Below are 13,701 nucleotides of genomic sequence, written 5' to 3' on the forward strand. Positions count from 1 at the left end.
CGGGCCCCGCTGGCAACCGGGAGAGGGTGAAGATGGCAAACGAGGATGACGACCGGCCGCGCAAGGCCGTCTCGCACGAGATCGGCCAGGACCTGTCGATGCTCTCGGTCGAGGAGCTGACCGGCCGCATCGCGCTGCTGCGCGGCGAGATCGAGCGGATCGAGCAGGCCGTGGCCAAGAAGCGTGCTTCGCGCGACGCCGCCGCCAGCATCTTCAAGTCCTGACTCGTTCCGCGGCACGTGGAAATACGGTCGGCCAGTGGCCGACATGGCTAACGAAGTTTGAAAAATTTCCGCCATTTACGGTTGATTAAGCTTTCGCGTTTACAACCGGGACTGTCCTCGTTTGGACACCGAGTGGCTCCTGTCCACTCTGTTTGACGCCTCCCTGTTATCAACTTCAAAGCCGCCGGCAACGGCGGCTCTTTTTTTTGGGGCCCGGTCAGCATCGCCGGCCGTGAGAGGTTGTTAACCCATCCAACGACGATGAGGCGGCCGTCTGTCAGCGCGAGGAACGACGCGTGCCGGTCCGTCTTGAGAGACCGTCTCAGTCTTCCATCGGCCAATACCGGCACAAAGCTTGGGAGCGGCGGCTTGGGACAATGTCGTTCTCCGCCGACCGCACACTATTGCCGTGATTGTGTTTGCTAGTTGATCGCGTGTGGCGACTCAGCGCGATCAGCCGTGCTGCAGCCGCAAGTGGTACGAGGGCACGGTACGTCCCACGCCGTGGAAACCATAAAAGCCGTTGCTGCTGGACTCTCGAAACCGGCCGCGCAATGATTTGTTCATCATACCGGCGCGGTTGCCGGATTGCGTAATCAGTCGCGTATAAGAGGCGTTAACCATGTCGGACCGTTTGCTGGGCGATGGCGCTCTTGTTCAGTTCAATGAGCGGCTCACCAACTCAGCTGCATTCGGCGCGCTGTTCCGGGAAGGCATGGATCTGGTCGAGGAGACCGCCGCCTATCTCGACGGTGAGGGCCGTAACGAAGCCAAGGCGCTGGACCGGGCCGTCAGCCTGACCTACGCGACCGAGAGCATGCGGCTCACCACACGGCTGATGCAGCTTGCCTCCTGGCTGCTGCTGCACCGCGCGGTGAAGGAGGGCGAGATGACCCTCGGCCAGGCCAACCGCGAGAAGACCAAGGTCAAGCTGACCGCCGCCGATCCCGGCCCGGCCGATCTGCTCGAGAAGCTGCCGCAGCAGCTCCAGGACCTGATCGCCCGCTCGATGAGCCTGCAGGCCCGGGTGCGCCGCCTCGACGCCACCATCCATTCGCCGCCGCCGGACCAGAGCGCGATCGGCAATCCCCTGGTTCCGCATCTCAACCGGCTGAAGGCTGCGTTCGAACAATAAGCCGCAGACCCGCGGCTCGGCCTCGGCCGGGCCGACTGTTCACCGCAACACTCCGGTCCAAACAAAAAAGCCCAAACAAAAACGCCCCCGTTTCCGGGGGCGTTTTGCTGTGAGGGTTTGTCGAAGGGCCTTGGGGAGGCGCCTTCGGGGAGCCTCGGGCCGCGCGAAGCGGCCCCGCAGGCATCAATCCTTCTTGAGGAAGCCCTGGAACTTCTTCTGGAAGCGCGAGACGCGGCCGCCGCGATCCATGAGCTGCTGGGTGCCGCCGGTCCAGGCCGGGTGCGACTTGGGGTCGATGTCGAGGTTGAGCTTGTCGCCCTCTTTGCCCCAGGTCGAGCGGGTCTGGTACTCGGTGCCATCGGTCATTACGACCGTAATCGTATGATAATTCGGGTGAATGTCGGCTTTCATGGCAGATCCTAGCGAGTGATGCGAAGACATGACGCGGCGCAGCCGCGCCTGATCCTGTCGTCACTGAAGGGGGACAATTGGCGCGCTCTATAGCCCAAGGTCCCGCCCAAAACAAGCCAAGGTCGCCAAACAAGCCAGGGTCTCAGGTCTCTTACCTTGGTATGTTTCCGGATTTGCCAAGGCCGGTCCGGCAGGCCTATCACGACGTCAGATTGGATGAATTCTCAGGTGGCCCCAAGGTGATCGCATGAGTGCAGTGGAACGGCTTGACGAGCGGCAGAACGCTGGCCCCTCGGCGCAGGACGTGGTCGAGGATGCCGTCGCCGCCGTCGAGGCGCTGACCGAGCCGGATGCCCCGGCCCGCCGCTCCAAGCTGCGCCCGCTGCTCGCACTGGCTCCCTACATTGCCCGCTACCGTGTCCGCGCCTTCCTCGCTTTGATCGCGCTGACGGTCGCCGCGCTCACGACGCTGCTGGTGCCGGTCGCGGTCCGCCGCATGATCGATTTTGGCTTCACCCCGAAGGGCATCGAGCTGATCAACAGCTATTTCAGCGTCATGATCGCGGTCGTGGCCGTGCTCGCGCTGGCCAGCGCCGCCCGCTACTACCTGGTGATGACGATCGGCGAGCGCATCGTCGCCGACATCCGCCGCGACGTGTTCGCGCATCTGATGTCGCTGTCGCCATCCTTCTTCGATTCCGCGCGCTCCGGCGAGCTGGTGTCGCGGCTCACTGCCGACACCACCCAGATCAAGGCTGCCGCGGGCGCCTCGGTCTCGATCGCGCTGCGCAATCTGCTGCTGTTTGTCGGCGCAACGGCGATGATGGTGTTCACCAGCCCGAAGCTGTCGCTGTTCGTGCTGCTGGCGATTCCGCTGATCGTGCTGCCGCTGGTGGCGTTCGGCCGCTGGGTCCGCCGTCTGTCGCGCAATGCCCAGGACACGCTGGCCGATGCGTCGGCTTACGCGTCCGAGCTGGTCGGCGCGATCAGGACGGTGCAGGCCTATACCAGCGAGAAGCTCGCGGCGGGGCGCTTCGGCGGCGAGGTCGAGCAGGCCTATGAGGCCGCGCGCGTCTCGACCCAGGCGCGCGGCGTGCTCACCGCGATCATCATTTTCATCGTGTTCTCCAGCGTGGTCGCCATCCTCTGGGTCGGCTCGCACGATGTGCTGACCGGCAACATCAGCGCCGGCCGGCTTGGCCAGTTCGTGCTGTACGCGGCCTTCGCCGCGGCGGGCCTCGGCCAGCTCTCCGAAGTCTGGGGCGAAGTCTCGGCCGCCTCCGGCGCCGCCGAGCGGCTGTTCGAGCTGCTGCACGTGCGGCCGCAGATCACCGCGCCGGCGCATCCGACGGCGCTGCCGGAGCCGGCGCGCGGCGACATCGGCTTCGACCGCGTCAGCTTCGCCTATCCGAGCCGGCCCGATGTGCGTGTGCTCGAGGATGTGTCGTTCGCGATCCGCGCCGGCGAGAAGGTCGCAATTGTCGGTCCCTCCGGTGCCGGCAAGAGCACTCTGTTTCATCTCTTGCTGCGCTTCTACGATCCGGCCTCCGGCTCGATCGCGGTCGATGGCGTGCCGGTGCGCGCCGCCGACCCGCGCAAGGTGCGCGAGCGGATGGCGCTGGTGCCGCAGGAATCCGTGGTGTTCGCCGCAAGCGCGCGCGAGAACATCCGCTTCGGCCGTCCCGAGGCGACCGATGCCGAGGTCGAGCGCGCCGCCGATCTCGCCCATGCCAGCGAGTTCATCCGTCGGCTGCCGGAGGGATTCGAGACCCAGCTCGGCGAGCGTGGCGTGACCTTGTCCGGCGGCCAGCGCCAGCGCATTGCGATCGCCCGCGCCATCCTGCGTGACGCGCCGCTGCTCTTGCTCGACGAGGCGACCTCGGCGCTCGACGCCGAAAGCGAGACCCTGGTGCAGACAGCGCTCGAAGGGCTGATGAAGGACCGCACCACCCTGGTGATCGCCCATCGGCTCGCGACCGTGCTGTCCTGCGACCGAATCCTGGTCATGGACCGCGGCCGCATCGTCGAGCAGGGCACGCATTCGTCGCTGGTTGCGGCCAACGGTCTCTACGCGCGGCTGGCGCGGCTGCAGTTCGAGACCGTGTAGTTTCAGCAACACACGTGGGCTGCAGGCAACACCGCGAATTCTCGTCGCAGGGCCTGCAACCTTTCTCCAGCTTTGTACGTTCCCTGCGCGAAACTTCACGGCGCCATTCATGCTGTGGCGCCTATCGCACAGGATGAATCACCATGCCCTATCGCCGCGGCAGCTTTGCCCTCACGCCCCCGTCCTTCGTGATCTTCGCCATCGCACTCGTGCTCGCGCTCGTCGCAATGCTCGCCCACTACATGCACGCTTCGGTGCCGCTGCTGTCGGCCGCCCACGCCTTCGACGCGCTGGCGATCGCCTTCGTGGTGCTGACCATCGGCGTACTGTTTCGCGGCGTGTAGTTGGCATTCTCGGCTTGCTCGGTGTCGCCCCTGCGAACGCAGGGGCCCATAACCCCGGTCGACGATGTGGCGGGACAACCTCGCCACATCGTTCTTCGCGAAACACCTGCTGCGGCGTATGGGTCCCGGATCTGCCCTCGCTGCGCTCGGTTGTCGGGGACGACAGCGGTCGGTGGGGCCGTGTGCCCGGCCATCAACAACTAAGGCGTCCACGCCATGCGTAGCACAGGTCGACCCGACGTCGGGTTGACGTCCTCGCCGGCGTCGACGAAGCCAGTGCGCTTGTAGAAGCTAATCGCGCGCGCGTTGTCTTTGTTGACCAGCAACGTGATGCCGCCAGGAGACCGCTGCTTGGCAGCGTCAACAAGCTGTGTCGCAAGCGGTGAGCCCCAATGCCGCGGCGACACCACCAGCTGATCGAGATAGCCCGTTGCGTCGATCGTGACGAACCCGACCAGCGTGCCGTCGGTCTCCGCGACGATCACCTCAGCCTTCGGCACCAGCTCGCTCCGCCACCGCTCACGCCACCACGGCACCCGCGCGGCGAAGTCGATCGCGGGGTAGGCGAGCTGCCACGTCTGCTGCCACAGCGCGATCGCCGCGTCCTCGTCCTCGGCGCGATAGGCTCGCAGGGTGAAGGTCGACGTCACCGCTCCGTCAGCTTCAATTCGATGCGACGGTTGCGGCGGAAGGCCTCTTCCGTGTTCGCCGCGTCGAGTGGCTGGAATTCGGCGAAGCCGGCGGCGACGAGGCGCTGGGCGGGGACGCCGAGCGAGATCAGATATTGCACCACCGAGATGGCGCGTGCCGAGGACAGCTCCCAGTTCGACTTGAACACCGGGCTGTTGATCGGCCGGACGTCGGTATGGCCGTCGACGCGCAGCACCCAGGAGATCTCGGTAGGGATCTGCTTGTCGAGATCGACCAGCGCCGTCGCCACCGAGTTCAGCTCCTGCTGGCCCTCGGGCAGCAGCGTCGCCTGTCCGGTGTCGAAGAACACCTCGGACTGGAACACGAAGCGGTCGCCGACGACGCGGATGTCGGGGCGGTTGCCGAGGATCGCGCGCAGCCGGCCGAAGAACTCCGAGCGGTAGCGCGTCAGCTCCTGTACCCGCTGCGCCAGCGCGACGTTCAGACGCGAGCCGAGATCGGCGATACGGTTCTGCGATTCCTTGTCGCGCTTCTCGGAGGCGTCGAGCGCATCCTCCAGCGCGGCGAGCTGGCGGCGCAGCGCGCTGATCTGCTGGTTGAGCACCTCGATCTGCGCCAGCGCCCGCGCGGTGACCTGCTTCTCGGAGTCGAGCGCGCGATTGAGCTCGGTAGCACGGCCGGCGGCATTGCTGCCGGCATTGGCGAGGCCTTCATACAAGCCCTTGATGCGGTCGCGCTCCGCTTCGGCGTTGGAAAGACCGGCACGCAGCTGTGCGACCTGGTCGTCCAGCGACAGCTTGCCGAGCTTCTCCAAGGACAGCATCTCGTTGAGCTGCGCGATCTTGGCGTTGAGCTGCTCCAGCGCCTTGTCCTTGCCTGTGACCTCCTGGGACAGGAAGAACTGCACCACCAGGAACACGGTCAGCAGAAACACGATTGACAGAACGAGCGTCGACAGCGCGTCGACGAAGCCGGGCCAGTAGTTCATGCCGGAGTCGCCCCGGCGGGAACGGGCAAGCGCCATTCAGTGTCTCCTCGCTCGTCTCAAGCCAGCTGATCGAGAGGTCAACTCTTCTCCGGCTGCCGGGCCAGGCGCTCCAGCAGCCGCTTGATCTCGCGGTTCTGTTCGCCCTGGCCGTCGGCCCATTCGCGGATCATCTGCTGCTCGGTGCGCATGTGCGCGACCAGGCCCTGAATCGCCTCGGCGAGGTTGGCCATGGCCGCGGTGGCGCCGCGGTTGGAGCCTTCCTCCATCGCCGTGCGCAGCCGCTCGATGGCCACCGAGAGATCGGCGCTCGTGTCGCCGGTGCCGCCATATTCCCGAACCGTGCCGGCCAGCCAGTCCTCCAGGTCGGTATAGAAACGGTTCTGCGCCTGGCTCGACTGCAGGTCGAGGAAGCCGAGGATCAGCGAGCCGGCGAGGCCGAACAGCGAGGACGAGAACGAGATGCCCATGCCGCTCAGCGGCGCGGCGAGGCCGCCCTTGAGCGTGTCGAACAGCGCGCCGGCATCGCCGCCGACCTTGAGCCCGTCGATCACCTTGCCGACCGAGCCCACGGTCTCGATCAGGCCCCAGAAGGTGCCGAGCAGGCCGAGGAACACCAGCAGCCCGGTCATGTAGCGCGAGATGTCGCGGGCCTCGTCCAGGCGGGTGGCGATGGAGTCGAGCAGGTGCCGCATGGTCTGCTGCGAGATCGACATCCGCCCGGTGCGCTCACGGCCGAGGATGGCCGCCATCGGCGCCAGCAGGACCGGGTGGCGGGGCACCGCCAGGCCGGGATCGGCAATGCGGAAATTATTGACCCAGGAGACCTCGGGATACAGCCGGACGACCTGCCGGAAGGCCAGGATGACGCCGATCAGGAGCACAGCCCCGATCAGGGCGTTGAGGCCGGGATTGGCGAAGAACGCCATGATGATCTGCTTGTAGAGCACGATCCCGACCAGGCCGCACAGCACCAGGAAGACCAGCATCCGCACCAGGAAGATCCGGGGCGTCGACAATTTGGTCGGTTCGACTGACATCGCGGAGCGGGGAGGGGAGCCTTGAGGCATTGTCGATGACATCCGTTGCGGGGGACCGGTCCCGAAAATTCACTATGGCATAGCACGGTCGGGAGAACAGCTGCGAACGGCGCTCTCCTCATCCCTGCACGGAACCATGGCTGAAACCGGCGGGCTTCCGCGGCGTAGTTAGTCCCGTGGACCATTTCTAGCGGGAATGCCCGGGCTTTGTCATGACCGTCGTTGAATATCTGCAGGCGCTGCTGGCGCTGGCACTGGCGCTCTCCCTGCTCATGGCCATGGCCTGGGTGGTGCAGCAGCGCACCGGGAATTCCGGCTGGGTCGACACGATCTGGACATTTTCCGTCGGCCTCGTCGGGGCCGCCGGCGCGATCTGGCCCGTGGACGGTGCTGCCCCCAACGCGCGGCAATGGCTGGTTGCGATCCTGGTCGCGATCTGGTCGCTGCGGCTGGGCGGCCATGTTGCGGCGCGCAGCCGCGGCATCTCCGATGACCCGCGCTATGCCGAGTTCGCCCGGCAATGGGGCGATACCGCGCCGCGGCGGATGTTCGTGTTCCTGCAGCAGCAGGCCTGGGGGGCCATTCCCCTGGTGTTCGCGATGTTCGTCGCCGCTCATGTCCCTGCGCCCGAGCTGCGCCTGCAGGACTATCTCGGCATCCTCGTGCTGTTCGTGGGCATCGCCGGGGAGGGGCTGGCCGATGCCCAGCTCAAGGCATTCCGCACCGACCCGGCCAACAAAGGCAAGGTCTGCGACATCGGCCTGTGGCGTTGGTCGCGCCATCCCAACTACTTTTTCGAGTGGATGTGCTGGCTCGCTTACCCCGTCATCGCGTTGTCACCCGACAATCCCTGGGGGCTCGCCAGCCTGCTGGCGCCGCTACTGATGTACTACATCCTGGTCCACGTCACCGGCATCCCGCCGCTGGAACAACAGATGCTGCGCTCGCGCGGCGACCGCTACCGGGCCTATCAGGCGCGCACCAGCGCCTTCTTTCCCTTACCGCCGCGCAACGGAGCCACCGCATGAGCTTCATCTCGACCATCATTGGCGCCGCCGAGCGTGTGCCGCTGCCCGACGCCGTCATCCGCGCCGCGATCTACGAATTATGCGCGCGCACCGCGGCGCGGCTTGGCGGGGTCAATGCGATGGGCGATGCGGAGTTCGCCCGCCTGCTGACGACGCGCCCGATCGCGGAACATACCGACGCCGCGAACAGCCAGCACTACGAAGTGCCCGCCGCGTTCTTCGCCCGGGTGCTCGGGCCGAACCGAAAATATTCCTGCTGCTTCTACAAGGAGCCGGTCTCGACCCTGCAGGAGGCGGAGGAGGAGGCGCTGCGGCAGACAGTGGCCAATGCCGATTTGCAGGACGGCCAGAGCATCCTCGAGCTCGGCTGCGGCTGGGGCTCGCTGTCGCTGTTCATGGCCCGGCAGTTTCCCCATGCCAAGATCACGGCGGTCTCCAACTCGCACTCTCAGCGCCGTGCGATCGAGGAGATGGCGGCCGCGCGCGGCCTGCTCAATCTGCGCGTGATCACTGCCGACATGAACGCATTCGCGCCCGACGGCCGCTTCGACCGCGTGGTCTCGGTGGAGATGTTCGAGCACATGATGAACTGGCGCGAGCTGTTGTCGCGCGTCCGGTCATGGCTGGTGCCGGACGGCCGGCTGTTCATGCACATCTTCACCCATCGCTCCGGCTCCTATCTGTTCGACCGCAACGATCGCGAGGACTGGATCGCGCAGCACTTCTTCACCGGCGGCATCATGCCGAGCCACACCTTGATCCGACAGTTCAACGATCTGTTCGCGGTCGAGAAGGAATGGCGCTGGAGCGGCACGCATTATCAGCGCACGGCCAGGGACTGGCTCGCCAATTTCGACGCCGACCGCGAGCGCGTCCTCGGGACGCTGCAGCCGGTGTATGGCGATGACACCGCGCTTTGGATGCGCCGCTGGCGCTGGTTCTTCCTCGCAACTGCTGGCCTGTTCGGCCATGACGAGGGCCGCGAATGGGGCGTCAGCCACTATCGCCTGCGGCCGACGAGCTGATTAGGCGAACTGATGAGATCGGCCGGGAACAACAGCGGGATTCGCGTTTGACCGCGCGGAACCTGCGGGAACAGCGCCGCCACAATGCGCTCACAATCGGGTGAGCCTCAAAAAACTGTTTGAGATCAGCAGTCTAACGGCTGTGACATACGGCCGCCCGGTTGCTGCATTGCGTCGCAGCAGCACGCTTTTATGGTGCGGCCACGCTCGGCACCAGAATGGCGCCATGTCCCGGTCATCCGGTCGACTGCTTCTTAACATGATCGAGGGGCTCCATTGTCCACGACCCGTTTTCGCGCGCCGTTGCTCGGCACCGCATTGATATTCGTCGCGGCCCTGCCGCTCGCCGGCTGCAACGAAACCGCGCCGGCCCAGGCTTCGGCCAACGAGCAGGTCACCATTCCCGACGTCGGCATCATCACGGTCGAGCAGAAGGCGCGGGCGATCGTGCGTGAGCTGCCGGGCCGCATCGCGCCGACCCGCGTCTCCGACGTGCGGCCGCGCGTCTCCGGCATCATCGTCGAGCGGCTGTTCCGCCAGGGCAGCGAGGTCAAGGCCGGCGATCCGCTCTATCGCCTCGACCAGAAGCCGTTCGAGGTCGAGATCATGTCGAGCCGCGCCGCGCTCGCCAAGGCCGAGGCCGTGCATGAGCGCGCGGTGCAGCAGGCGAACCGCATCGCGCAGCTGTTCAAGGAGCGCGCGGCCCCCGCCGTGGAGAATGAGAAGGCGATCTCTGGAGAACGCGAGGCCGCGGCCGACATTGAGGCGCGCAAGGCCGATCTCGCCCGCGCCCAGCTCAACCTGGACTACGCGACCGTTCGCGCGCCGATCGATGGCATCGTCGGCGCGGCCCAGCTCAGCGAGGGCGCGATTGCCGTGCAGAACGAGACCTCGCTGGTGACGATCCAGCAGCTCGACCCGATCTATGCCGATTTCACCCAGTCGGTGAGCGAGCTCCACCGTCTGCGCCGCGCCTTCGAATCCGGCGATCTCGATCAGATCGCGCCGGATGCGATCAAGGTCCGCCTCGTGCTCGACGACGGCACGCCGTATTCGATTCCGGGCAAGCTCTTGTTCTCCGACGCCAAGGTCGATGCCGCCACCGGCCAGGTGACCTTGCGCGGCGAGTTCGCCAATCCGAAGCGCGAGCTGCTGCCGGGCATGTATGTCCGCGTCCGCATCGAGCAGGGCATCGACAGCGATTCCGTCGGCGTGCCGCAGCAGGCGGTGCAGCGCAACGCGGCCGGCGGCTCCGAGGTCTATGTGATCCGCGACGACAACCGCGCGATCGCGCGTCCGATCCGCACCGGTCCGGTGCAGGATGGCCTGGTGCTGATCACCGACGGCCTGCGCGCCGGCGACAAGGTCGTCGTCGACGGCTTCCAGAAGTTTGCCGCCGGCGACAAGGTTGCGCCGCAGGCCTGGACCGAGGTCAGCGCCGCGACGCAGCTCGAATCCAAATCGGCGTCGCGGTAAGTCCTGATGCCGAGCTTCTTCATCGACCGGCCGATCTTCGCCTGGGTCGTCGCGCTCTTCATCTGCCTGATCGGCGCGATCGCGATCCCGCTGTTGGCGGTCGCGCAATATCCGATCATCGCGCCGCCCTCGATCTCGATCTCGACCAGCTATCCCGGCGCGTCGCCGGAAAATCTCTACAACAGCGTCACGCGGCTGATCGAGGAGGAGCTCAACGGTGCCTCCGGAATCCTCAATTTCGAATCGACCAGCGACTCGCTGGGCCAAGTCGAGATCACCGCCAACTTCGTGCCGGGGACGTCGACCAACGACGCCTCGGTCGAGGTGCAGAACCGTCTCAAGCGCGTCGAGGCGCGGCTGCCGCGCGCGGTGATTCAGCAGGGCATCCTGGTCGAGGAAGCCTCCGCCGCGGTGCTGCAGATCATCACCTTGCAGTCGACCGACGGCAGCCTCGACGAGGTCGGCCTCGGCGACTTCATGATCCGCAACGTGCTCGGCGAAATCCGGCGCATCCCCGGCGTCGGCCGCGCCACGCTGTATTCGACCGAGCGCTCGCTGCGCGTCTGGCTCGATCCGGCCAAGCTGATCGGCTATGGCCTCACCGCCGACGATGTCACCAAGGCGATCGGCGCGCAGAACGCGCAGGTCTCCTCCGGCAGCATCGGCGCCGAGCCGGCCACGACCACGCAGCGCACCTCGGCGCTGGTGCTGGTCAAGGGCCAGCTCGATTCGCCGGACGAGTTCGGCGCGATCATCCTGCGCGCCAATGCCGACGGCTCGACGGTGCGGCTGCGCGACGTCGCGCGCATCGAGATCGGCGGTCTCAGCTATCAGTTCAACACCCGCCTCAACGGCAAGCCGACCGCGGGCCTCTCGGTGCTGCTGTCGCCATCCGGCAATGCGCTGGCGACTGCCAGCGCGGTCGAGGCCAAGATGAAGGAGCTGTCGCGCTTCTTTCCGTCCACCATCGCATATGAAATCCCCTACGACATCACGCCCGTCGTGAAGGCCTCGATCAAGCGCGTGCTGATGACCCTGGTCGAAGCCGTCGTGCTGGTGTTCGTGGTGATGTTCCTGTTCCTGCAGAACATCCGCTACACCATTATCCCGACGATCGTCGTGCCCGTCGCGCTGCTCGGCACCTGCGCCGCCCTGATGCTGGTCGGCTACTCCATCAACATGCTGACGATGTTCGGCATGGTGCTCGCGGTCGGCATCCTCGTCGACGATGCCATCGTGGTGGTCGAGAACGTCGAGCGCATCATGAGCGAGGAGGGGCTGTCGCCGAAGGAGGCGACACGCAAGGCGATGGGCCAGATCACCGGCGCCATCATCGGCATCACCCTGGTTCTGATGGCGGTGTTCGTGCCGATGGCGTTCTTCCCGGGCTCCGTCGGCATCATCTACCGGCAATTCTCGGTCACCATGGTCGCCGCCATCGGCTTCTCCGCGCTGCTCGCGCTGTCGCTGACCCCCGCACTGTGCGCGACGCTCTTGAAGCCGGTCCAGGCCGGTCACGGCCACGCCAGGACCGGCGTGTTCGGCTGGTTCAACCGCTTCATGGATGTCAGCCGCACCAAATACACCGGCGTGGTCGGCGGTGCGCTGAAGCGCACCGGACGGCTGATGATGATCTACGCGATCTTCATCGTCGGCCTGTCCTGGGCCTTCATCCAGCTGCCCGGTGGCTTCCTCCCGGTCGACGACCAGGGCTTCATCACGACCGACGTGCAGACGCCGGCGGATTCGTCCTACGCGCGGACGCAGGCCGCCGTCGAGGCGGTCGAGAAATATCTCGCCAAGCGCGCTGGCATCGACGACGTCACCTTCCTCACCGGCTTCAGCTATGCCGGCCAGGGCGTCAACACCGCGCAGGCCTTCATCTCGCTGAAGGACTGGTCGGAGCGCGGCAAGAACGACAGCGCCGCGGCGCTGGTCGCCGACATCAATCGCGATCTCGCTTCGCTCCGCGATGCCAAGATCACCGCGCTGCAGCCGCCGCCGATCGACAATCTCGGCAACTCCTCGGGCTTCAGCTTCCGCCTGCAGGACCGCGGCCAGAAGGGCTACACCGCGCTCGTTGCGGCCGCTGACCAGCTGATCGCCGAGGCCAATGCCAGCCCGGTGCTGCAGAAGGTCTATGTCGAAGGCCTGCCGCAGGGGCCTCAGGTCAATCTGACGATCGACCGCGAGAAGGCCGGCGCGTTCGGCGTGACCTTCGAGGACATCAACAACACGATCTCGACCAATCTCGGCTCGAACTACGTCAATGATTTCCCCAATCGTGGCCGCATGCAGCGCGTCGTGGTGCAGGCCGACCGCATCAGCCGCATGAATGCGGACGACATCCTCAACTACAGCGTCAAGAACGCTAGGGGACAGCTGGTGCCGTTCTCGTCGTTCGCGACCATCCAATGGGCCAAGGGACCGACCCAGATCGCGGGCTTCAACTATTATCCGGCGATCCGCATCTCCGGCGAGGCCAGGCCGGGCTTCACCTCGGGTGACGCGCTCAACGAGATGGAACGCTTGGCTGGCAAGCTGCCGCGCGGCTTCGGCTATGAGTGGACCGGGCAGTCGCTGCAGGAGAAGCTGTCAGGCTCGCAGGCGCCGCTGCTGCTCGGCTTGTCCGCGCTGGTCGTGTTCCTGTGTCTCGCCGCGCTGTATGAAAGCTGGACCATTCCGCTCGCGGTGCTGCTGACCGTGCCGCTCGGCATCCTCGGCGCCGTGGTTGCCGCAAATGTGCGTGGCCTCTCGAACGACGTCTACTTCACAGTGGCGCTGATCACGATCATCGGCCTCGCGGCGAAGGATGCGATCCTGATCATCGAGTTCGCTAAGGATCTGCGCGCACATGGCAAGCCACTGGTGGCAGCGACGATCGAGGCCTGCTCGCTGCGCTTCCGCCCGATCATCATGACCGGCCTCGCCTTCGTCTGTGGCGTGCTGCCGATGTCGATGGCATCAGGCGCCGGCGGCGCCAGCCAGCAGGCGCTCGGCACCAACGTGATGGGCGGCATGATCGCGGTCGTGATCCTGGCGCTCTTGATGGTGCCGGTGTTCTTCGTCTCCGTGCAGCGCGTGCTCGCGGGCGATCGGGAGAAGGCGGAGGTGACGGAGCGTGAGGCATATGGGCCGCCGGCTCCGGTGAAGCCGTAAAGGGGGCGTGACGCTTCGTGCAGTAGTTCGAGCCCCAATCTCGCCGCACCAGCGGTGCGCACCCCTCCCCCTTGCGGGGAGGGGTCGGGGGTGGGGGGTCTCCGAATTCCGCTCGA

General features: G+C 66.0%; 12 protein-coding genes. 8 read left to right on the forward strand and 4 right to left on the reverse strand.

What is annotated here, in order from left to right; genetic code table 11:
• Positions 1-32: 32 nt before the first annotated feature.
• Entirely contained in the window at positions 33-224 is a 192-nt protein-coding gene (locus BRAD285_RS02840) for a DUF1192 domain-containing protein (RefSeq protein ID WP_006614620.1), read from the forward strand.
• A gap of 622 nt (positions 225-846) precedes the next feature.
• Positions 847-1,359 (forward strand): DUF1465 family protein, encoded by a 513-nt coding sequence (locus BRAD285_RS02850; RefSeq protein ID WP_006614619.1) that lies wholly within the window; start codon positions 847-849, stop codon positions 1,357-1,359.
• Between the two features lie 183 nt (positions 1,360-1,542).
• Here BRAD285_RS02850 and rpmE read toward each other — a convergent pair whose 3' ends face one another.
• Complete coding sequence (rpmE, locus tag BRAD285_RS02855) at positions 1,543-1,770, reverse strand: 50S ribosomal protein L31 (RefSeq protein WP_015664357.1); 228 nt, start codon at positions 1,768-1,770, stop codon at positions 1,543-1,545.
• A gap of 247 nt (positions 1,771-2,017) precedes the next feature.
• Here rpmE and BRAD285_RS02860 point away from each other — a divergent pair, with 247 nt between their 5' ends.
• Both BRAD285_RS02860 and BRAD285_RS02865 read left to right on the forward strand, forming a co-directional pair.
• Complete coding sequence (locus BRAD285_RS02860) at positions 2,018-3,877, forward strand: ABC transporter ATP-binding protein/permease (protein ID WP_006614617.1); 1,860 nt, start codon at positions 2,018-2,020, stop codon at positions 3,875-3,877.
• 143 nt (positions 3,878-4,020) lie between these two features.
• Positions 4,021-4,221, forward strand: a complete 201-nt coding sequence (locus tag BRAD285_RS02865) for a hypothetical protein (RefSeq protein ID WP_006614616.1) — start codon at positions 4,021-4,023, stop codon at positions 4,219-4,221.
• 200 nt (positions 4,222-4,421) lie between these two features.
• Here the strand turns inward: BRAD285_RS02865 and BRAD285_RS02870 are convergent, their stop codons facing one another.
• Genes BRAD285_RS02870 through BRAD285_RS02880 form a run of 3 tightly spaced genes read right to left on the reverse strand, consistent with a single transcriptional unit; the run spans position 4,422 to position 6,927 of the window.
• Positions 4,422-4,871 carry a GNAT family N-acetyltransferase gene (locus BRAD285_RS02870; RefSeq protein ID WP_006614615.1) on the reverse strand — a complete coding sequence of 150 codons (450 nt, stop codon included), beginning with the start codon at positions 4,869-4,871 and terminating at the stop codon, positions 4,422-4,424.
• The gene (locus BRAD285_RS02875) at positions 4,868-5,896 is read right to left on the reverse strand and encodes a peptidoglycan -binding protein (RefSeq protein WP_006614614.1); all 1,029 of its coding nucleotides are present in this window, start codon (positions 5,894-5,896) and stop codon (positions 4,868-4,870) included. Before BRAD285_RS02875 ends, BRAD285_RS02870 begins: the two co-directional genes overlap by 4 nt.
• A 41-nt stretch (positions 5,897-5,937) precedes the next feature.
• The gene (locus tag BRAD285_RS02880; RefSeq protein ID WP_006614613.1) at positions 5,938-6,927 is read right to left on the reverse strand and encodes a MotA/TolQ/ExbB proton channel family protein; all 990 of its coding nucleotides are present in this window, start codon (positions 6,925-6,927) and stop codon (positions 5,938-5,940) included.
• A gap of 182 nt (positions 6,928-7,109) precedes the next feature.
• Between BRAD285_RS02880 and BRAD285_RS02885 the strand changes: the two genes are divergently transcribed.
• From BRAD285_RS02885 to BRAD285_RS02900, 4 genes are all read left to right on the forward strand, one after another.
• Positions 7,110-7,925 carry a DUF1295 domain-containing protein gene (locus BRAD285_RS02885; RefSeq protein ID WP_006614612.1) on the forward strand — a complete coding sequence of 272 codons (816 nt, stop codon included), beginning with the start codon at positions 7,110-7,112 and terminating at the stop codon, positions 7,923-7,925.
• Complete coding sequence (locus tag BRAD285_RS02890; RefSeq protein ID WP_006614611.1) at positions 7,922-8,950, forward strand: cyclopropane-fatty-acyl-phospholipid synthase family protein; 1,029 nt, start codon at positions 7,922-7,924, stop codon at positions 8,948-8,950. The genes BRAD285_RS02885 and BRAD285_RS02890 overlap by 4 nt, the downstream gene beginning before the upstream one ends.
• Positions 8,951-9,226: 276 nt before the next feature.
• Complete coding sequence (locus BRAD285_RS02895; protein WP_006614610.1) at positions 9,227-10,426, forward strand: efflux RND transporter periplasmic adaptor subunit; 1,200 nt, start codon at positions 9,227-9,229, stop codon at positions 10,424-10,426.
• A gap of 6 nt (positions 10,427-10,432) precedes the next feature.
• On the forward strand, positions 10,433-13,585 hold the full coding sequence (locus tag BRAD285_RS02900) for a multidrug efflux RND transporter permease subunit (protein ID WP_006614609.1): 3,153 nt from the start codon (positions 10,433-10,435) through the stop codon (positions 13,583-13,585).
• Positions 13,586-13,701: the final 116 nt, after the last annotated feature.

It is taken from the genome of Bradyrhizobium sp. ORS 285 (assembly GCF_900176205.1).
Classification (GTDB): Bacteria; Pseudomonadota; Alphaproteobacteria; order Rhizobiales; family Xanthobacteraceae; genus Bradyrhizobium.

Excerpts from the sequence above, each read along its gene's own strand:
- BRAD285_RS02840 (WP_006614620.1), top strand. The coding sequence starts at position 33 with ATGGCAAACGAGGATGACGACCGGCCGCGCAAGGCCGTCTCGCACGAG.
- BRAD285_RS02850 (WP_006614619.1), top strand. The coding sequence starts at position 847 with ATGTCGGACCGTTTGCTGGGCGATGGCGCTCTTGTTCAGTTCAATGAG.
- rpmE (WP_015664357.1), bottom strand. The coding sequence starts at position 1,770 with ATGAAAGCCGACATTCACCCGAATTATCATACGATTACGGTCGTAATG.
- BRAD285_RS02860 (WP_006614617.1), top strand. The coding sequence starts at position 2,018 with ATGAGTGCAGTGGAACGGCTTGACGAGCGGCAGAACGCTGGCCCCTCG.
- BRAD285_RS02865 (WP_006614616.1), top strand. The coding sequence starts at position 4,021 with ATGCCCTATCGCCGCGGCAGCTTTGCCCTCACGCCCCCGTCCTTCGTG.
- BRAD285_RS02875 (WP_006614614.1), bottom strand. The coding sequence starts at position 5,896 with ATGGCGCTTGCCCGTTCCCGCCGGGGCGACTCCGGCATGAACTACTGG.
- BRAD285_RS02880 (WP_006614613.1), bottom strand. The coding sequence starts at position 6,927 with ATGCCTCAAGGCTCCCCTCCCCGCTCCGCGATGTCAGTCGAACCGACC.
- BRAD285_RS02885 (WP_006614612.1), top strand. The coding sequence starts at position 7,110 with ATGACCGTCGTTGAATATCTGCAGGCGCTGCTGGCGCTGGCACTGGCG.
- BRAD285_RS02890 (WP_006614611.1), top strand. The coding sequence starts at position 7,922 with ATGAGCTTCATCTCGACCATCATTGGCGCCGCCGAGCGTGTGCCGCTG.
- BRAD285_RS02900 (WP_006614609.1), top strand. The coding sequence starts at position 10,433 with ATGCCGAGCTTCTTCATCGACCGGCCGATCTTCGCCTGGGTCGTCGCG.